Source organism: Thiofractor thiocamini, from assembly GCF_055384375.1.
This window is the reverse complement of the sequence record NZ_AP042389.1, coordinates 2,055,601-2,075,397: the sequence shown is the minus strand read 5'-3', so window position 1 is coordinate 2,075,397 and position 19,797 is coordinate 2,055,601. Positions and strand designations below refer to the sequence as shown.

Here is a 19,797-nt window from a genome sequence, read left to right as displayed (position 1 = left end):
TTATTCCCTCCGATTACCAATCATTTTCGTTTTGTTTTAATTTGCTTGGCTTTGTTTTTAACATAAGTGGCAAAGTTTTTGGATTTTTACCCAAAAGTATCTGTGTCCACTTTTTCTCTTCTGCCTTACTCATGGCTTTTTTATCCACTATCTTTGCTCCGACTTGTTTTTGCTTTTGTTTTTCTTTCTTTTTGTTTTCATTTTTATTTTTATTTCTCTTGTTTTGTTTTTGTTGTTTATCTTGTCGGTTTTGTTTTTGACGTTTTTTCTTTTTATCACTGTTTTTATTATTTTTTCGTGATTTTTGCTTGTCATTCTTGTTTTGCTGGTTTTTGCCTTGACCGTTTTTGGAACTTTTGGATTTTTTACCATTTTTATTTTGTTTATTGTTTTTGTTATTCTTCTTGTTCTTATTGTTTTTGTTTTGTTTTTGCTCTTTTTTCTTTTTTAATTTTTTTATCAATTCAAGATTGTGTTTTGCATCTTCGTCATCAGGGTTTATCTTGAGAGCTTTTTTGTATGCTTTTATGGCATCATCATACTTTTTGAGATATGCCTCAGCATTTCCTTCATCATAATACTTTTTAAACATAAGTTCTTTATCTTCAGCATTTATTTGCTTATACTCATTTAATGCTTCTTTATACTTTTTTTGTTTATAAAGGGAATTTGCCAAGTCATAACGCGCATAAGGACTTTTTTTCTCTTTTAAAAGCTTTCGATACAACTCTTCACTTTTTTTATAGTCTTTGTTTTTATAGGCATTGTCAGCCTTTTTTATCACTTGGAAGTCAAAAAGCGATGAGGCTTTCAAAGAGGGAGTCAAAGCTACAAAACATAGTATCATCAAAGTTGCTATTTTTTTGGCTTTGATTCTTGGCATAGAACTAAATCCAAAAAGCAAAAACATGACAGCTATCCACAACGGATAGTAAAACAATTCTTTGTATGTTTTTATCTTTTTTTCCCTTTTATTTGTTTCATATATCTTTTGTTTTATAGCTTTTTCGAGTGCTTTTATGCTCTTTCCGCTGTAATCACCTACTATATAAGCTCCTCCGCTTTGAAGTGCCAACTCTTTTATGTTTTCATTTAACCTTGTTATAACGATATTGCCTCTCTTGTCTGTTAAGACATTGCCGGCTTCTTTTATGGTACTTCCTCTTTTTGTGCCGACTGCATATACATATACTTTTATGTTATTTTCTTTTGCAAAATTTATCTCCTGTGAAAAGTCCTTGCTATCCCCGCCGTCACTAAAGATAACCAAGACTTTCTCTTTTTCGTTTTTTAAAAACTTATTTGCTAATTCCAAAGGGGTCATCAAGTCCGTTCCTTTTTGGTTCAAAGAATCGGTGTTAAGATTTTTTACTAGATACTCCACTGTAGGTATATCCTCACTCAAAGGCGAGACTAAAAATCCCACACTGCTAAAAGCGACCACTCCAAATCTTGCCTGCTTAAAACTTCTCATAAACTCTATAGCTCTTTTTTTGGCAAATTCAAGCCTGTTTGGATACATATCATCAGCCAACATCGACTTTGAAACATCGATGCCTAAAAGTATATCAACAGTTGAACTTTTTACATTTACTTCACCTTTTGGAATTACGGGTCTTGCAAGAGCTATAACCATCATCACAAGAGCAATAAACAAAAAGATATTTCTTCCCTTTTGTCCGATGCTACCATCACTTATCTTTAACCTTTTTAAAACCTCATTTGAGAAAAATCTATCTATTTGAGATTTATTTGTTGCGATTAAAAATATCAAAACTAAAAGGGGTATCAACATAAGATACAAGTATTCTGGTTTTAAAAATATCATGCCGCCGCCCTTTTGTTTAAAAGATAAAGATATAATAACAGTGTAAAAAATGCCAAAAACAAAGGATACTCAAAAAGGTAATTTTTTTGTACGAATTTATCACTTTTTATCTCACTCTTTTCAAGTTTATCTATCGTGGCATATATATCTTTTAGCTCCTCTTTTGAAGTTGCCTGGAAAAACTTCCCACCTGTTGCATTTGCGATTCTCTCAAGCTCCATTTGATTAAAATCACCCCTTCCGCCGATACCTATGGTATAAACTTTTATGCCATACTTTTTAAGCAGTCTCAAGCTTACATCTAAAGGTACTGTTTGGGTATTGTTTTCACCATCTGTTAGCAAAATGATAACTTTACTTTTTGCATTGGAGTGAACAAAAAGCTTGCCACCGAAAAATAGAGCATCATAGATGGCTGTGTATCTGTTACCCGCCATGCCTACTTCAAGATGATCAAGTATCTTTAAAAGCATACTTTTATCATAAGTCAAAGGCGAAGCCACATAGGCAAAATCGGCAAATACTACTATACCCATTTGATCATGCTTTCTCTTTTTTATAAATTCTCTTACGATTTTTCTAACTATGGCAAATTTGTTGGTGTATCCCGGTGCATTCATGGATCTGCTTATATCCAAAAGAAGACCTATGGCATAACCTTTGTTTTTTTCTATCTCTATCTTGTTTTCAATCACCGGAGACATAAGAGCCACTATAAGTGAAATGATGCTTATCCACTTCAAAACAGGTAAAAATGAAGCTTTTTTCACTCCCTTTACAAGAAGTGTGGTATGAGGAAAAATGATAGCTTCAAACTTGGCTTTACAGTATATAGCACATATGATAAAAGGCACTATCGCCAAAATCGCATAAGGATACTCAAATACTATCTTATCCACAACACACCTCTAAAAACAGTCTTAGATATTTTTTACTCTCCTCATCAAAAACTGGAGGATTTTTTACATACTTGTATCTCTCAAGCTCTCTTAAGAGTTGATCCAAGATACCTTTTTCCTGTTTGGTTTCAGCCAAAGCTCTTGCATATTTAGTTATCTCATATGCTGCTTTTTTGGAATCTTTAAGATCAACGCTTTTCAACCTTTTTATATAAAGCTTTCTTTTTGATTTTTTTTGTTTTTTAATGATTCCAAGCAGATAGACGATCAATGCCACAAGCACCAAAATCCCGACCATGACCAATGCCAAGAAGATATAAAAACTCATATCGGGGATTTGAACTATATCTTTTATATCTCTTAGTCCTTTTAACTCATTCATCAGTTTTTATACCCCGCTAAATAGTTTTGAGATTTTTACAAACGGATCTTCATCTGTATAAATTTTGGTAAATCTCACTCTGTTTTTTATAAAATGTCTATATAGTTTTTCATCGTTTTTAATGATCATCTTTTTATACTCTTGCAAACTTCCCTTATCCAAATCCATCTGCACAAACTTCTTACTGTCTGGATCCATCAAGTTGACATAACCCAAAGATGGAGGATTTTCTTCCACTCTATCTCTTACGATAAGTGATATGACTTCATGCTTTTTAGCAAGCATCGACAAGTCGACATCACCTACAAAATCCCCAATCACAAATATAATGGACCTTCTTTTTATCCTGTTTCTAAGATAAGATACCACCTCTTTATAGTCTATGCTTTTACCGAGTGGATTAAAATCCAGTATCTCTTCAACCTCTTTGTACGCACCAAACATTTTTTTTGTCGGTTTTGAGTAGTGCTCAGCCTTGTTTGTGAATATGACCGAACTAAAGTTGTCTTGATTTTTGACAGCCGAAAAAGACAAAAGTGCAAAAAGCTCGGCAATAACATCTTGTTTAAATCTTTTTGAACCAAAGTAAACACTTCCTCCAAGAAGTGAGACTATAACTATGTTGAGCTCTTTTTCTTCACGAAAGATTTTGATATATGGTTTTTGTTTTTTTGCTGTTACTTTCCAATCAATCTTTCTAACATCATCACCAAAGTGATACTCTCTTAATTCAACAAAGTCAAACCCCTCTCCCTCAAAGTGAGAAAGATTATTGCCCGCAATTTCACTAAAGATTTTTCTCTTAGCTTTAATGATGATCTTTCTAAACCTTATATCTTTACTCACTTCCTCTCCATTTTTTCAATTCTCAATTCTCAATTCTCAATTATTTACGGCATCGGCACTTTTTCTATCACTTTATCTATAATCTCATCACTACTTATACCCTCAGCTTCGGCTTCATAGCTGAGTATCAACCTGTGTCTCATCACCTCTTTTGCCAAATGGGCTATATCAACCGGGGTTACAAAATCCCTTCCTCGCAAATATGCATATGCCCTTGAACCTTTATAAAGATCTATAGAGGCTCTAGGACTTACACCAAAACCTATATACTCTTTTATATCTTCAAGACCATACTTTTCGGGCTCTCTTGTGGCAAATACCAGATTTGCTATATACTCTTCAACCTGCTCATCTATATGGACTTTACTTATCTCTTGTTTTATGGTTTCTATGTCCTCTTTTGTGGCGACCTGACTTATATCCTCATAGGCTCCGGTTGCCACTCTTCTGGCTATCAAAACCTCTTCATCTTTTGTATTGTATCCAACAACTACCTTTAGCATAAACCTATCAAGCTGAGCTTCGGGAAGATTGTAAGCTCCCTCTTGCTCTACCGGGTTTTGTGTAGCAAGAGTTAAAAAAGGCTTGTCTATCTTAAATGTTTTATCCGCTATGGTTACTTGCTTTTCCTGCATAACTTCCAAAAGAGCTGATTGAACTTTTGCAGGAGCTCTGTTTATCTCATCGGCAAGCAGGATATTGGTAAAAACAGGTCCTTTTTTTATACGAAACTCATTGTTTTTAGGATCATAGATCTCCGTTCCTATGATATCACTTGGCAACAAATCAGGAGTAAACTGCACTCTTTTAAAATGCAGCCCCAAAGACTTTGCAAACGAATTAACAGTAGTAGTCTTTGCTAAGCCCGGAACTCCCTCAAGAAGTATATGCCCGTCACAAACAAGCCCTATGATAAGAGCCTCTATCATTTCATCTTGACCGACTACGACTTTCTTTATCTCTTTTTTTATATTGTCTATAACTTTTAACATTTTATCTCCAAATGTTTTATTTTGATGAAATTATAGTAGATATTGTTAAATCATTGGTAAATGTAGTAAAAATTATTTTTATCAACTGATATAATTTAAAGATAAATTAAGATAACTTATAATACTATTTCTCTATAGATAAATTTTATCTTTTGATAATTATCCAAAATTTTATTTAAAAGGAAAGTATCATGCAAAACAAAAATGAATGTAAAGTCACAAAAAAGATGTTTAACTATACAACACTAGGTGGCGGAACCGTAGATAAATGGTTTCCAGATCAGCTAAACCTTAAGCTGCTCAGTCAAAACAAAGGACCTATTGTTCCTAGTCAAGACATAAACTACAATGAAGAGTTCAAGAAATTGGATCTAAATGATTTAAAAACTGATTTGATTAAATTAATGAAAACTTCACAAGATTGGTGGCCGGCAGATTTTGGGCATTATGGACCACTTTTTATCCGTATGACATGGCACAGCGCAGGAACATATAGGATAACGGACGGTAAAGGAGGCGGAAATACAGGAAATCAAAGATTTGCACCGATCAACAGTTGGCCTGACAATGCCAACCTCGATAAGGCAAGAAGACTACTATGGCCTATAAAGAAAAAATATGGGGATAAAATTTCCTGGGCAGATTTGATCATCCTCGCAGGCAATACCGCTTTAGAATCCATGGGTTTTAAAACTTTGGGTTTTGCGGGAGGAAGAAAAGATATCTGGGAGCCGGAAGAAGATATATACTGGGGTCCTGAACAAGAGTGGATGGCAAACGAAAGAAGAACAGAAGATAAAAATATAGAAAATCCATTGGCAGCAGTACAAATGGGTTTAATATATGTTAATCCCGAAGGACCCGATGGAGTTCCTGATGCTTTAGCTGCAGCCAACGATATTCGCATAAGTTTTCAAAGAATGGGTATGAATGATGAAGAAACAGTTGCTCTTATAGCAGGAGGTCACACTTTTGGAAAATGTCATGGAGCTGCGAGTCCTGATAAATATATCGGAGAATCACCAGAAGCTGCGCCCATAGAAGAACAGGGGCTTGGCTGGAAAAATAGTTATAAAACCGGCAAAGGAGAAGATACCATAACCAGCGGTTTGGAGGGTGCGTGGACACCGACTCCTATAAAATGGGACAACAGCTTTTTTGAAACTCTATTTAAATATGACTGGAATCTAGAAAAGAGCCCTGCCGGAGCATGGCAGTGGGTACCTACTGACCCTGATACATCGACACTGGTACCGGACGCTCACAAAAAAGATACTTATCATAAGCCTATTATGCTAACAACGGACTTGGCATTGAGAATGGATCCTGAGTATAGGACTATCTCACAAAATTTTCTTGAAAATCCAAAAAAATTTCAAGAAGCCTTTGCAAAAGCATGGTTTAAACTCCTCCATAGAGACTTAGGCGGGAAACATCGATATCTTGGAGACAATTACGTAAATGATGATTTTATTTGGCAAGATCCTATACCTAAAGCCGATTATGAATATGCTGATGAAAATGATATTAAACAATTAAAAAAATTGATACTTGATTCTGATTTAAGTATTTCGGAGTTAGTGTATACTGCCTGGTCTTCAGCTTCAACATTTAGAGTATCTGACTACAGAGGAGGTGCAAACGGTGCACGGATTGCTTTGATGCCCCAAAGAGGGTGGGAAGTGAATATGCCGCAAAATCTAAACAAGATTTTAGACATATCGACAACCATAAAAAATGATTTTGACAATTCTCACAAAGATAAAAAAATATCACTTGCCGACCTCATCGTTTTAGGAGGTATTGTTGCTATCGAGGAAGCTACTAAAAAAGCGGGTTATGATATAGAGATACCGTTTAAGCCCCATAGAAATGATACGACACAGGAAATGACCGATACTGAATCGTTTGATTATCTAAAACCTATTGCGGATGGCTTTAGAAATTATGAGAATGATTCTTGTGATATACCTGCTGAAATGTTACTGATAGACAAAGCACAACTCTTGACACTTAGTGTGCCTGAAATGACCGTATTAATCGGTGGAATGCGTGCACTTGGAGCTACATACAATTATCAACAAATAGGTGTTCTTACCAAAAATCCGGGTTGTTTGACAAATGATTTTTTTGTTAATCTTTTGGATATGAATATTACCTGGAAACCATCAGATGATAAAAATAGGTATTTTAACGGATATGACAATAAAGGAAAGTTGATATGGAAAGCAACAAGAGCTGACCTCATTTTTGGTTCAAACTCACAACTACGCGCACAAGCAGAATTTTATGCACAAGATGACAATAAAGAAAAATTTGTCCATGACTTTATAGAGTCCTGGACAAAAGTCATGAATCTTGATATTTTTGCTTGACAGATAATAGCTCATGTATTCCGTTTACTTATACGGAATACATGACAACCATACATTGTTATATTTTTATGCTTATGACTATTTTAAAGATATTCCTAGACACATGTATTTGTCTTTTTCACTATTTAAAGAGTAGCAGTAGGATTTGTTGAACCTTCCTTGGCACATATTTTTGTATTCACCTCTTAAATCCAGGTTGTAGCAGTATGATACATCGTTGTTTTTAAGTGCCAGGCAGTATGCCGTGTCTGCTTTTGAAAGGGATGAATCATAGCAGTATCCAAGACATATGTTTCTTTGTCTATCAGGCAGTGAGTAGCAGTACTTTTTATCATTTTTTGCAAAAGAGAGGCAAAAGTTTCTATCATTGTCATTTTTTATATGATAATCAAAACAGAAACCGTCATGTCTTATATCACTGTTTTTTTGATTTGGCGGGACATACTCATACTTTTGATAATACTCTTTTTTTAGTTTGTCAAACGATTTTGACGCATCTTTTTCAAGCTTTTTTAATTTTACCGTATGCTTAGAAGTCGTATCTTTTTTTTCCTCTTTCATGATGGCATCTATATCGAACTCATCCACAGCATAAAGCAAAACAGAAAAGAAACAAAAAAGATATGCTATCTGTTTCATTTTAAAAGCTCTACCTTTGTATCTTTTATATCATACTTCAAAACTGCACTTTTAAGTATTCTGCTTTGATTTATAAAAAAGAGTCTTGCCTTAGTTCCTTGTTCAACCTCTCCAAAGTCAACCGTAACCGAAGCTTGATAACCGTTTTTTGGAGAAAGTTTAAAAGTTACCTCTTTTTGGATTCTTTTTGTTTTGCCCATGCCTATACCCATGGTCACTTCCGTATAATGAAGTGCCAAATTGTATATCATGGTCACTATGTAAGTATTGTATCTCAATTTCAATGGGGTATTTTTCTTTGGTTTTATATCAAATTTGTATTTTAAATTTTTGCTTTTTTGTATGGCAGCAAAAAGATGACTGTTCGTATCGAAATCTTTACCGTCTTTGTCTAAAACAGTACCGTTTTGTATCACATCGAACAATTTAAAAAACCCAAGATATCTATATAAAGTTGCTTCTATCTTTGCTTTATCACTTCTATCTTTGGCCAACTTCAAAGCTTTTTTTATATATGTTTTGTTTCCACTATCCAGGAAAGCTTTCAGATATGCATCGATATCACCATTTTTGACTTCTTTTTTGGACTGGCTTAGCTTGTACTTGTTATATATATTTGGATCTAAAACACATCTAACTGCTGTCTTGGTATTTAAATACTTTGTTTTAGTTGTACTTATATATGGGGTTTTTCCATTGTCAAGGTCGATAGTATAAACAAATCTTTTACCTTTGTAAGTACCGAACGTTTTGGTGTAAAATTCATTTCTTCTAGAGCAGTACCCAAATCCAGGACAGCCTCTTGCTATATACCTTAGCTTATCTTTTTCATCATCAAGCATCATGGCATCTATCTTTGTAGGCAAACTCCAACCTTTTATACCTAAAAGTTTAAGATTTTTACAATATTTTTTGGCTTCATTAAAATCCATATAGTTTATCTTTGTATTTATAGGCTGATCCTGCCATATCTTGCTGCCCAAAAATTTTGCACCGTTCAAGTGCCTGTTACCGACAATAGTATCAGAATACTCTTTTTCATCGACAAATTCGATAGCATATAAACTGTAAACGACAAATAAAACGATAAGGGTTATCTTTTTCACTTTGAGCCTCCTTGCTGATACTTGACATAATCACCGTAACTATCCAATTTGATCTTTCTTTTTACAGTATCGCTCCAATAGCTACCTTCAAAATTCGTCTGAGGTCTTGGATATCTTGCTATCTCTCTTTCTATATCACCTGTAAAAAATCCGTTTTTCATCTTTCCGTCAATTTTGATAACAAATAGATCATCTTTGGATACCATTTTCAAGTACCCTCTCCCGTTAAGCAATCCTCTTCTGCAAAGCCCGCTCCAAGTGATGTGATTGAAGTAAGAAGGTTTTATTTTTGATGGATCTTTCGATATATTTTTTAAATTTATCGAAACAAGATGAGCAGGAAAGTATCCCACGCACCCCTCCACATAAAAAAGATCCTTTGGCTCATATCCTTTATACATAGCTTTGATATCTTTTATCTCTTTCTTCGCTTTTTTTGCATAGATGGAGCTTGGATACTTCGATATCAACTCTTTTAGCTTTGATATATCAAATCGTGCCTGAGTGTATAGTTTTTTTATCATAAAGTCATCGGTTTTAGACAATCCCGCCAAACCTTTACAAACAACTTTCCCTTTAGTAACTTCAAAAACAACTTTTGGATTTTGGCTGATTGATGCTAAAGCTTTTTTGAAATCTTTTGCATTTTTCAAGGGAATTTTTATAGTAAAATGTTTTTTATAAACATAGCTTCTTGCTATTTTTGCATCACTTGTAATATTTGGATCAAGTTTTATAGTTTTTTGTCTTATAAAATTGTTGTAATTGCTGCTCGCATTCCAATAAGCTGCATATAACATAAAATTTGGCAAATGATACACACTGCTTGTTATCCTTGGAACATTTATGTAAACTTTAGTTACTTTAGGTACTATTCCTCCCGGTACATTTCCATACTCAAAAGAGTTGTCAAACACATAATTTTTATAATTTATCTCATATATCTTTTTATTGAAATTTTTTAAACTGAAAATTTTAAATCTATCATAGTATTTAGATGAATATATGATAAGAGATTCGTTTTTGAAGTTTAAAATCTTTATGAATTTAGCTGTTTTTTTATCCAGTACGGCATTTTTCAAGCTTTTTATATTTTTCAATCGTATATCTTTTAGTCTCGATGATACAATATCATAGTCAAATACCTGTTTATCGGCATTATATTTTATATTGGCTATTTTTGGGTTGCCGTATTTGATATTGAAAGCTGTTTGAAGTGCATAGAGTTTTATGGCATTTTTATCATTTTCAACCTTTTTAAGATATCTTTTGTATCTCTCTTTCGCTTTTGCGTAGAGTTTTTTGTATTCATCTATCTTTTTTTGATACAGAGCTTTGGTTTTTTGCACATTGGACTCATATACACTCTTTAGCTTGGCTACTCTTTGTCTATACTGCTTCGTTGTTTCAAATTCACCTTTTTTTGGTGCAACAAAAGAGTGAATTACAGGTTTTTTAGGTTTTTTAGGTGCAACAAAAGGTCGGATATTTTTCATTATGTCATTATAAATTTTTTGAGTCAATTGAGCTATGGAATAGTTGGCCTTTTTATAGTTCTTACTCGTTACACAGGCAAAATTATGATAGTAAGAGTCCAGCTTTTTACCATTTTCAACTTCGTTAAAAGCAAAAAAATAGTTTTTTCTGTTTATTGCAAGAGAACTGGATACTCTGTATACCATTTTTTTATTGAGTTTATCGGTAAAAAAGTGTTTTGCTTCTGAAGCCGTCGGCAATCTCCAGTGAAGTCCATAGTAGTGTAAATTTTTGCAATAGTTATTTGCTTTATCCCAAGGTATATCAGTATATGTATTGGTTTTATCATCATACCAGATTCTATTACCGTCAAATGTTAATTTTAGGGAATCTTTGATGGTGTTTTTATCAAATTTTTTATATCTGTCAGGTATTTTTGAACTTTTCCAAAAAATTTGACTATTTATATCTTTAAAGATATTATTTGAGATATTGTTTTGCGGTATAAAGTTTTGTTCCTTTTTAAGTTTGACTTTTAAAACAGTGTCTTTTTTGAGTTTTATCCATCTTTTATATATTGGATAACCTCTGCTTGATACTTCTATAAGGTATCTCCCGGGTTTTAACTCTATATTATCATGATATTTTGGCTTTATATTTAGTATCCTGACTCGTGAAGAAAGAGGAGAAGGAATAACCTTCAATGTATATTTACCGTTTTCTCTTCTAATTGTTTTAGTCTTACTCTCCTGCCTGCTTTGAAAACTGACTTTTTTATCCTGATTTATAGAATTAATCTTGATACTGGAGTATTGCTTGTTTGTGTCTTGCTTCTTGTCAAAATAGCGTGTATAGTTGCTCGTAGCACAACCTGAAAAAAATATAAAAACCAAAAACGATGAAAATACCTTCTGCATACATTCTCCTAATATTACATATAAATTTAAAAATAGTTTCGATTATATATAAAAATATTTAAAACTTTACTTAAAACTGATATTATAAACTTAACTATAATTAAATAGATTTTCCATAAGTATTCTATAAAATTTTATCAATACCCTTTATCTCTGAAATGCATAAACTTTTGCCATTTTCTATGCTGTTTTGCGTAGTAGCTTGCCATTTCTCTATCTGCGTGCGCATTTGCAAAACCTTGAGAAGAGATATCGATTAATTTTTTGGTATAGTGTGCTGTATCTCCTGTATTTTTCTCTATTTTATGCAAAGTTCTTTGGATATCGCTCATTGTATCTTTAAAAGTGCTTACAAAATCTTTAAACTCTTGAGATTCAAGATAACGAAGTGTGGCATCCGTATCATCGAACTTATCTTGAAGAAGTTGATACATTCTGTTTGCAACTATGATATAGCCTGCTCCTTTATCTTGCAAATCATTGTCTTTAGGATATCGTTCTATCAGCTTTGCTTTTATCAAAAGTTTTCGTGCTCTTTTTTCCATTTTGGCATCTTTGTCATAAAAGCCAAACATTCCCAAATCAGCATATTTTTTAACTTCCATTTTATATGCTATGTCGTTTGCATCTTTTACCTGTGGTGCCGCAGGATACATGTAGATGAAAGTATTGTATGCTTTTATGGTATCTATAGCTTTTGCTTTATCGTATGCAAGTTCATATATATTTGAAAAAGCATCTTTTACCTGCGTGGCATCCGGGTATGTTTTTACAAACCATTGATAACCCGAGATATTGTTTTTCTTTGTTACTATATTGTAAATAGCATTTAATGCATTTTTTGTTTGCGGTGCATTTGGATATGTTTGCATAAACCATTGATAATTTTCAATATTATTCTTCTTTTTTACAATTTCATATATGTTGTTTATAGCTTTTTTTGTCAAAGAAGGGCGATGCCCTTTAGCAAAATGAATAAATTTGATATAAGACTGCAATGTATTTTTTTGTTTGGCCTCATCAAACCAAAGTATATAAATGTTATTTAAAACTTCTTTTATCTGAGGGGCATTTGGATATTTTTTAAAAAATTCGAGATAGGATTTTAAATTATTTGAATTTTCAATATTTTTATAAGCTAGTTCATATATATGTTGCTTAGCCTCTTTTATCTGAGGTGCTTTGGGGTATTTTCTTATAAATTCTTTATAGGCCTTAATATCATTTTTCTGTTCAGTCTGCCGATAAATCAGTTTGTATATATTTTCCCACGCATCTTTTGTTCGTGAAGTTTTTGGATATCTTTTAAGAAAATCAAAATAAGCTTGTAAAGTATTTTTCTTTTTAGCCTTTTGATAAGATGATTCATACTCCGCTCCATATGAATTTACTATTTCTTTTACATCGGTAGTTTTATAGTAATTCTTTATAAAAAAATTATCACCTAAAGAAGTATTCGCAAAATTACTGCTAAAAGCATTTAAACTCCCGATTAAAGCTAAGACTATGGTCAATCTCTTTAACATTTTTTTCCTCTCTTATAATAATCTTTATATATCCTACATTCTTCCAAGCAGCCAACCTATAGCACTACCAAGTCCATTTGCAAAACCACTTTGACCGTTTATCATAACTGACCATTGCCCATTCGCTCCTCCACAGGTATTGCCGACAGCTATATTGCTCCCTCCATATATTTTAAGCTCAAAACAATTACTTGTCATACCTCCGCTTCTACTTAGCTGCACGGTAGCGTATTTGCCGCTTGCCGTTCTGGCATTACTACATTTGCTGTATTCTGCTTCTTTTGGGATAGAGGGGATACAAAGTCTCGCGCTTCCTCCTGAAGAGTTTGAAGCGGTTCTATATCCACTATTTTGACTACTGCGTGCAAAACTCTTTATCATAGATATACCTCTGTTTTGTATACCGGTTAGGGTCAGTGTTGGTTCAAGTACATATCTGTGAAATTTTTTTAGATTGTCAAAATTTATATTTGTATTTTTACTTCTTAATATGCTTCTTGTTGTCATATCTGATCCATCAAAATAGACACTGATATTTTCAACCTTCACATGAGCATCTCCCGTAGGCCATTTTGCAGTATATCCGCCCATACTGCCTCTATCAAAATATGCCAAAGTTATGCCATCTGTTGAAAAAGTTTTAGATATTTTTCTATATGGAGGTTTTAGCTTTATTGTAATATTTTTATATATGTTTATATCATCATTTACATCTTGATTGCCTAGCCATTTTGATCTTAGTCGCTTATGTCTTGGTATATTTATCTTCAGTTTTACTATGATCTTGTATATTCCGCATTGGGGATTAAAAGGTAAATTTTGATGGAATTTTACATTAAGTTTTCCAGTTATATATGTATAACCGTATCGTGTAGAGACAGATCCAAATCCTCCACTGGAACTACTTGAGTCATATGTAGGCTTGTCTAAAGACAAAGAAATATCCACCAACCCCTCTTTTGATCTGATCTTTTGAAAAATTATCTTTTCTATCTTGGCTATCTGAGTTTTATTTTTTGCTTTTAAAGATGCTTTTATAAGATCACTTTCACCGTTTGATGTCTCATATGCCAAAATATATGAGACAAAATCATCCTTTGATCTTAGGATTTTTAAATATTTTGTTTTGATATTTTGCAAGTATTTTTGCCCTAAATCCAAAGATAAAAGCTCTTTTAACTCTTTTTCTCCCGAAAGTTCTATGGCTTTTTTAAGATCTCTTTTATATCTTCCTATTTTGTAGGCTTTTATATATGCATCAGCACTATTTTTTGCTCTGTATTTTTTGAGCAATTTCTCGGTTCTTAATTTTCTATATATTTTTTTATCTTTTTCATTTGAAGCAAAATTAATATTTTTTTCAAGTATTGGAAGATTTGCATATTTAAAAAATTCTTTTATATCATATGGGTTTGGATTTATCAGATATGACTTCTTAAAATCCAAAGCGTTTTTATGTTTTGTACCTTGATATCGATATGCAATTTGCAACCTTTTTTTAGCTTGATTTAATTTGTCATATTTTTTATAAACCGTCACTCCATATGTTCTTTTGGCAATTTTTATATATCTAAGTATATGGTTTATATTGTATGATTTGGATATGATTTCACCCATTTTATGAAAATATATAGCTTTATTAAATTTAAGCATAAGTTTTTCGCACTCATTAAAAGAGCCTTCTTTTAAACACTTATGTTCAGGGGACTTATTGTCAAGATTTTTAAAATCCTGCATCAATTCATCCATCGAAGCATAAGGAGTAGAAGCTCTTAAAAGCAAGCTTGATATAAAAAATGATATAAAGATATAACGTATCATATCATATAGTGCTATTTTATCTTTTCGTTTGAAATACGATAATACCCGAATGTCCTATGTTTAAAATCGCATGGAATATTGCCGTGACTATCCACCATACCGATTTTACACATAGCAGATACACCTAGATAAAGATCATTCCTTTTATCTTTCTCTTTAAACAAACGCAAACAAGGTGCATTATTGAATTGATTAGGATCTGTCTTGCCTATGGCTAAACAAAGCATATCATCTTTACGATTATCTTTATAATCAACAAGTGCTGAGCGCAGATACCAGCTTCCTCTCTCTTTTTTTCCGGTTTCCTCATCGACATATATCATAATACCGTTTTTACCAAAATAAAATGTCTCAGTGTCCCTGTATAGTCTTGAACCTATGATCTTTGATCTTATCTCTTCTTTTGTCAACGGCTTATCATCGGATTGACCGGCGGCATTCATAGAGTAATATGTAGAACCATCCGATAATTTATACTTATCGATCGCACATCCGCTTAGCAACATTAAAAACAATACACCAACTAAAAATTTTAATATTTTCATCAGTATCCTTTTAAAAAAGTAATATTTTCGTTGCATTTTAACATTAAAAATATTAAATTTTCCTATATTACTTTATAAACTTAATATAAAATAAAAATGTTATATTGCAAATAAAACGACTATCTTTACAATAAAACTTATAAGCACTATCTATTTGAATATCAAAAAATTATATTTAATATTTTTATAATTTTTATCAAAAAGTTAATAAATATTTAACACTTGCTTTATAAAATACTGAAATTATTTTTTTAAGGAGAGAAGGTATGAAAAAAAGTGTGGCATTTACACTCTCGCTGGCTGCCGTTGGTTATCTATATGCGACAGACAGTATGGATATAGGTAAAGTTGATGTTCAAAGCACAGTCATAAAAACCGAAGTTACCGATGTTTCCGGAGAAGACTTGAAATCAGCAGACCTGGCTGAAGCTTTGACAAAAACAGTACCTAGCATAACTATACAAAGAAGAAGCGGTATAGCGAATGATATTATCTTAAGAGGACAAAGAAAAGATGATATCAATATCATAGTCGATGGAGGTAAGATATATGGAGCCTGTCCAAACAGAATGGATCCTCCTACTTCTCATATCATAACTTCCAACATTAAAGATGCGGAAGTCATCGAGGGTCCTTATGATGTTGAAGATTTTGGAACCCTTGGAGGTGCTGTCAAAGTTACCACAAATCAACCCACAAAAAATCTACATGGAAATGTTAACTTCAATATGGGAAGCTGGGGATACAAAAAAGGTTCAGCCTTTATAAGCGGTGGAACAGACAAGATAAAGATACTAGCCGGAGCCTCCACTGAGCAAAGCGATCAGTATAAGGATGGAAACGGTCATACTCTTGCGGAGCAGTTAAAACTCCAAACAGACGGTACACCCAATGCTCCTAAACAATACAAGCCTTCAGAATTTGATAGAGAAGCTTATAAAAAAACATCTTTTATGGGTAAGATATATATAAACATAGATGACAATAATGAGTTAAGACTAGGCTATACAGGCAACAGAAGTGATGATGTTTTGTATCCGTCAACCCCGATGGACGCCATATCCGATGATTCAGATCTATACAACATCCGATATACAGTAAAAAACCTTGGAAAATACTCTGACAAACTTATTTTTGAGTATTATTACTCCACTGTGGATCATCCCATGACAACACAATACAGAAAGATGAGTGCGGGTCCTGCCGGTACCATAGCAAATGTAATGAGTTCCACCATATATGGCGCCAAAGTCTCAAATGACTTCCATATAGATGACTTAAAACTGAGCACAGGCTTGGATGCCAGCAAAAGAAACTGGGATGGAAGATACTATAAAAAGTACTTAACAAATCCGGTTGCTCTCAACAAAAGTATACCTGATGTCGACACAGATAATGTTGGCATATATGCAAAAGCAAAAAAAAGTTACGGCAAATTTGAGCTAAACGGCGGGCTAAGATATGACCACACAAAAATCGATGCATCAAACAGTGACCCTGATAAAACTTTTGATGATCTCAGCGGATATGTGTTTGGATATTACCACATGAATGATACTTTAAAATATTTTTTAGGTCTTGGAAAATCTATAAGAGTACCGGATGCCAAAGAGTCACATGACAGAGGTAAAGATTTAACCGGAGCGACAGAGGGAGCTTTGATAGGAAATCCGAATCTTGATGAAACAAAAAACTATGAGGCCGATCTCGGTGTTGAGGGAACTTTTGAAAATCAAACTTTTAAAGCAAAAGTTTTTTATAGCAAATTAAAAGATTTTATTGTGTATAATTCGACCGCAACTCAGTACCAAAATGTTGATGCAAAAATTTATGGAGCAGAGTTGAGCGGAACATATTTCGCAACAGATAGTTTATATTTTGATTATGGAGTAGCATACCAAAGAGGAGAAAAAGATCATCCTTTGGCTGGTCAAAGCGATACCGATCTTCCATCCATTCCTCCTGTAAAAGCAAATGTGTCCATCAATTATGACTATGATGACACACTCTCTTTGAAAGCAGAAGTGGTAGCCTCGGGCAAATGGACTCATTATGACGAAGACAACGGGGAACAGGAGATAAAAGGCTGGGGAGTATTGAACTTAAAAGCCAGCAAGGATATATACAAAGGGTTCAATATAACAGTTGGTGTAGACAATGTATTTGACAAGGCTTATGCCGTATCAAACACATACAAAGACTTAAATCTTGTCGCCGGCTCAACAGGGGACGTTATGCTTTTAAATGAGCCTGGTCGTTACTTATATGTAAATTTAAGGTACAATTTCTAACCCTGAATTTGGGTTTTTAAAGGTGATTTAGTGGATATTGGATTTTTAAAGAATTTGGTAGATTACGGCGTTTTGGGAACACTTGCTCTTATGAGCTTTGTTTCTTTATGGTTTTATATAGAAAGGCTACTCTTTTTTAGGCAGATCGATTTGAAAAATTATAAACAAAAAGAACAACTTGAAATCGATCTTACAAACCATATAACCGTCATCTCTTCTTTTGGATCCAATGCCCCTTATATCGGTCTTCTTGGGACAGTATTTGGGATTATTATCACATTTTATGCTATGGGTCAAAGCGGTACCATGGATATAAAGATCATAATGACTTCTTTGGCACTTGCTTTAAAGTCCACCGCTATGGGCTTGGTTGTTGCGATTCCTGCTGTCATGTTTTACAATCATTTAAGTAGAAAGATAGAAGTTATACTGGCAAAATGGGATATGTTGAGTGAAATTAGATAAATTTAATTCTATAAATGTAGTACCGTTTATAGACATAATGCTGGTTTTGCTTGTTATAGTTTTAACAACTGCGACCTTCATAGCCAAAGGTATGATACCTGTTGATCTTAGCGAGGGAAAAAGTTCTGACAAGTTAAAAAAACGGGACAATATAACCATCACTATAAAAAAAGACGGTAAACTATATCTTGGCAAGCAAAATATCTCATTAAACCAAATCTCGTCAAAAATAATCTCTTACAAAAAAAATACTCCTGTAAATATAAACTGTGATAAAAATTCTAAATTTGATAACTTTGTCAGAGTGATAGACCTTCTAAAGGAGAAAGGCTATACAAATATCGGAATCATAACAAAACATGAATAGATACTTCTCCTCTTTTATCACAACATCTTTTATCTATGTTATTATACTATCTTTACTATTTTTCAATATAGATAAAATTGTCGCAAAAAAAATAAAACCCAAAGAGAATATAATTTACTGTAGATTGGTTGCAAACAAACAAAAACCAAAAATAATAGCCCCAAAGCCTAAACCCAAACCCAAACCCAAACCCAAACCCAAACACAAACCCAAACACAAACCCAAACCCAAGCCTAAGCCCAAGCCTAAGCCCAAGCCTAAGCCTAAACCTAAACCTAAGCCCAAGCCTAAGCCTAAACCTAAGCCTAAACCTAAGCCTAAACCTAAGCCTAAACCTAAGCATATCATAAAACCAAAAAGAAAACCTAAGCCTATAGTAAAAAAAAATATAAAAGTTACAAAACAAAAAATTGTCAAAAAAAGAGATAAAAAAGAGATAAAAAAAGTTATAACTCCAACTACACAACCAAAAAAAGTAGTTTACAAAAAGATTGAAAAAACATTACCTACTATCTCAAAACCGACTCCAAAAGTTGATAAAGCAAAAGAGTATCTAAGATATAACTATAGTAAAATTCTCTCATCCATTCAAGATGAAAAATTTTATCCAAGAAGAGCAAGGAGACTACATATAACCGGAGATTTGAAAGTAACTTTCTTACTTAAAAGTTCCGGAGATATTGTCATAAAAGAAGTAACTCCATATAAAAAGTTTTTAGCGAAAGCTTCAAAAAAGATAGTTCTGGAGGCTAGCAATAACTTTCCAAAGCCTCCAAAAAATATGCTTATTACTGTTACACTCAGTTTCAAATTGAACGAATAAACTTTAATAACTCTATAACTCTTTTTCTGCCTCTGTAATTGCCTGAGCAACTATATCTCTTAAGATATTTGTAACGTTTTTCGACATTGGTGCTATATCTATATCCGGAAACATCAAACTGACCATCCAGGGTTTCATTTTCATAAATCTCAAGGTTGTTGTCCCATCCTTGGCAGAAACAACTATACTTTTTGGCATCATAATGCCTAAATCTTGACTCATATTTGTTAAAACTTTATGGGACTTTTGAGCATTGCAGATCTGAACTATTTTATACTCAAAATCAATAAGCAAATCTTTTTTTTCATAAGTTTTATCCAGATCATGTATGGCTGCAATGGAAAAATCATGATCATTTATCGATTTTTCCAATTTTTCCATCACCAAATCCAAAGGCGCTTTCGTATCTTTTTTCTCTACTATATCACCTATGATTTTTTTTGATATAAGTTTTTTGATCCCTTTATTCATGAGTATTCCTTATAAATCTTATAAATCA

17 protein-coding genes are annotated in these 19,797 nt (G+C 33.2%); 5 read left to right on the top strand and 12 right to left on the bottom strand.

Annotated elements, in window-relative coordinates:
• Window positions 1–13: 13 nt before the first annotated feature.
• The 5 genes from ACZ47B_RS10470 to ACZ47B_RS10450 are packed head-to-tail and all read right to left on the bottom strand — an operon-like array spanning window position 14 to window position 4,947.
• On the bottom strand, window positions 14–1,828 hold the full coding sequence (locus ACZ47B_RS10470; RefSeq protein ID WP_464894476.1) for a VWA domain-containing protein: 1,815 nt from the start codon (window positions 1,826–1,828) through the stop codon (window positions 14–16).
• The gene (locus tag ACZ47B_RS10465) at window positions 1,825–2,727 is read right to left on the bottom strand and encodes a vWA domain-containing protein (RefSeq protein WP_464894475.1); all 903 of its coding nucleotides are present in this window, start codon (window positions 2,725–2,727) and stop codon (window positions 1,825–1,827) included. The genes ACZ47B_RS10470 and ACZ47B_RS10465 overlap by 4 nt, the downstream gene beginning before the upstream one ends.
• Window positions 2,720–3,109, bottom strand: a complete 390-nt coding sequence (locus tag ACZ47B_RS10460; protein ID WP_464894474.1) for a hypothetical protein — start codon at window positions 3,107–3,109, stop codon at window positions 2,720–2,722. The genes ACZ47B_RS10465 and ACZ47B_RS10460 overlap by 8 nt, the downstream gene beginning before the upstream one ends.
• A gap of 6 nt (window positions 3,110–3,115) precedes the next feature.
• Window positions 3,116–3,955: a DUF58 domain-containing protein gene (locus ACZ47B_RS10455; protein WP_464894473.1), complete on the bottom strand. Its 840-nt coding sequence runs from the start codon at window positions 3,953–3,955 to the stop codon at window positions 3,116–3,118.
• 44 nt (window positions 3,956–3,999) lie between these two features.
• A complete protein-coding gene (locus ACZ47B_RS10450; RefSeq protein WP_464894472.1) occupies window positions 4,000–4,947 on the bottom strand; it encodes an AAA family ATPase in 948 nt (315 codons plus the stop codon).
• Window positions 4,948–5,138: 191 nt separating this feature from the next.
• Here ACZ47B_RS10450 and katG point away from each other — a divergent pair, with 191 nt between their 5' ends.
• A complete protein-coding gene (gene katG / locus ACZ47B_RS10445) occupies window positions 5,139–7,322 on the top strand; it encodes a catalase/peroxidase HPI (protein ID WP_464894471.1) in 2,184 nt (727 codons plus the stop codon).
• Window positions 7,323–7,400: 78 nt separating this feature from the next.
• On the opposite strand, the gene ACZ47B_RS10440 is transcribed toward katG, so the two are convergent.
• The 6 genes from ACZ47B_RS10440 to ACZ47B_RS10415 form a co-directional block, all read right to left on the bottom strand.
• On the bottom strand, window positions 7,401–7,961 hold the full coding sequence (locus tag ACZ47B_RS10440; RefSeq protein ID WP_464894470.1) for a hypothetical protein: 561 nt from the start codon (window positions 7,959–7,961) through the stop codon (window positions 7,401–7,403).
• Window positions 7,958–9,067, bottom strand: a complete 1,110-nt coding sequence (locus tag ACZ47B_RS10435; protein ID WP_464894469.1) for a hypothetical protein — start codon at window positions 9,065–9,067, stop codon at window positions 7,958–7,960. Before ACZ47B_RS10435 ends, ACZ47B_RS10440 begins: the two co-directional genes overlap by 4 nt.
• Window positions 9,064–11,460: a hypothetical protein gene (locus ACZ47B_RS10430; RefSeq protein WP_464894468.1), complete on the bottom strand. Its 2,397-nt coding sequence runs from the start codon at window positions 11,458–11,460 to the stop codon at window positions 9,064–9,066. The genes ACZ47B_RS10435 and ACZ47B_RS10430 overlap by 4 nt, the downstream gene beginning before the upstream one ends.
• Window positions 11,461–11,597: 137 nt before the next feature.
• Window positions 11,598–12,986, bottom strand: coding sequence for a hypothetical protein (locus ACZ47B_RS10425; RefSeq protein ID WP_464894467.1), 1,389 nt, complete (start codon window positions 12,984–12,986; stop codon window positions 11,598–11,600).
• A gap of 33 nt (window positions 12,987–13,019) precedes the next feature.
• Window positions 13,020–14,807, bottom strand: coding sequence for a hypothetical protein (locus tag ACZ47B_RS10420; protein ID WP_464894466.1), 1,788 nt, complete (start codon window positions 14,805–14,807; stop codon window positions 13,020–13,022).
• Window positions 14,808–14,818: 11 nt separating this feature from the next.
• Window positions 14,819–15,352, bottom strand: a complete 534-nt coding sequence (locus ACZ47B_RS10415; RefSeq protein ID WP_464894465.1) for a hypothetical protein — start codon at window positions 15,350–15,352, stop codon at window positions 14,819–14,821.
• A 266-nt stretch (window positions 15,353–15,618) separates the two neighbouring features.
• Here ACZ47B_RS10415 and ACZ47B_RS10410 point away from each other — a divergent pair, with 266 nt between their 5' ends.
• Genes ACZ47B_RS10410 through ACZ47B_RS10395 form a run of 4 tightly spaced genes read left to right on the top strand, consistent with a single transcriptional unit; the run spans window position 15,619 to window position 19,298 of the window.
• Entirely contained in the window at window positions 15,619–17,643 is a 2,025-nt protein-coding gene (locus ACZ47B_RS10410; protein ID WP_464894464.1) for a TonB-dependent receptor, read from the top strand.
• A gap of 30 nt (window positions 17,644–17,673) precedes the next feature.
• Window positions 17,674–18,108 carry a TonB-system energizer ExbB gene (gene exbB / locus ACZ47B_RS10405; protein WP_464894463.1) on the top strand — a complete coding sequence of 145 codons (435 nt, stop codon included), beginning with the start codon at window positions 17,674–17,676 and terminating at the stop codon, window positions 18,106–18,108.
• Window positions 18,095–18,475, top strand: a complete 381-nt coding sequence (exbD, locus tag ACZ47B_RS10400) for a TonB system transport protein ExbD (protein WP_464894462.1) — start codon at window positions 18,095–18,097, stop codon at window positions 18,473–18,475. Before exbB ends, exbD begins: the two co-directional genes overlap by 14 nt.
• Window positions 18,468–19,298 carry a hypothetical protein gene (locus ACZ47B_RS10395; RefSeq protein WP_464894461.1) on the top strand — a complete coding sequence of 277 codons (831 nt, stop codon included), beginning with the start codon at window positions 18,468–18,470 and terminating at the stop codon, window positions 19,296–19,298. Before exbD ends, ACZ47B_RS10395 begins: the two co-directional genes overlap by 8 nt.
• A 12-nt stretch (window positions 19,299–19,310) precedes the next feature.
• Here ACZ47B_RS10395 and ACZ47B_RS10390 read toward each other — a convergent pair whose 3' ends face one another.
• Window positions 19,311–19,769, bottom strand: coding sequence for a DUF302 domain-containing protein (locus tag ACZ47B_RS10390; protein ID WP_464894460.1), 459 nt, complete (start codon window positions 19,767–19,769; stop codon window positions 19,311–19,313).
• Between the last annotated feature and the right edge of the window lie 28 nt (window positions 19,770–19,797).

Coding starts and splice junctions, on each gene's coding strand:
- katG (WP_464894471.1), top strand. CDS start 5,139: ATGCAAAACAAAAATGAATGTAAAGTCACAAAAAAGATGTTTAACTAT.
- ACZ47B_RS10470 (WP_464894476.1), bottom strand. CDS start 1,828: ATGATATTTTTAAAACCAGAATACTTGTATCTTATGTTGATACCCCTT.
- ACZ47B_RS10410 (WP_464894464.1), top strand. CDS start 15,619: ATGAAAAAAAGTGTGGCATTTACACTCTCGCTGGCTGCCGTTGGTTAT.
- ACZ47B_RS10420 (WP_464894466.1), bottom strand. CDS start 14,807: ATGATACGTTATATCTTTATATCATTTTTTATATCAAGCTTGCTTTTA.
- ACZ47B_RS10390 (WP_464894460.1), bottom strand. CDS start 19,769: ATGAATAAAGGGATCAAAAAACTTATATCAAAAAAAATCATAGGTGAT.
- ACZ47B_RS10395 (WP_464894461.1), top strand. CDS start 18,468: ATGAATAGATACTTCTCCTCTTTTATCACAACATCTTTTATCTATGTT.
- ACZ47B_RS10450 (WP_464894472.1), bottom strand. CDS start 4,947: ATGTTAAAAGTTATAGACAATATAAAAAAAGAGATAAAGAAAGTCGTA.
- ACZ47B_RS10430 (WP_464894468.1), bottom strand. CDS start 11,460: ATGCAGAAGGTATTTTCATCGTTTTTGGTTTTTATATTTTTTTCAGGT.
- ACZ47B_RS10415 (WP_464894465.1), bottom strand. CDS start 15,352: ATGAAAATATTAAAATTTTTAGTTGGTGTATTGTTTTTAATGTTGCTA.
- ACZ47B_RS10425 (WP_464894467.1), bottom strand. CDS start 12,986: ATGTTAAAGAGATTGACCATAGTCTTAGCTTTAATCGGGAGTTTAAAT.
- ACZ47B_RS10460 (WP_464894474.1), bottom strand. CDS start 3,109: ATGAATGAGTTAAAAGGACTAAGAGATATAAAAGATATAGTTCAAATC.
- ACZ47B_RS10440 (WP_464894470.1), bottom strand. CDS start 7,961: ATGAAACAGATAGCATATCTTTTTTGTTTCTTTTCTGTTTTGCTTTAT.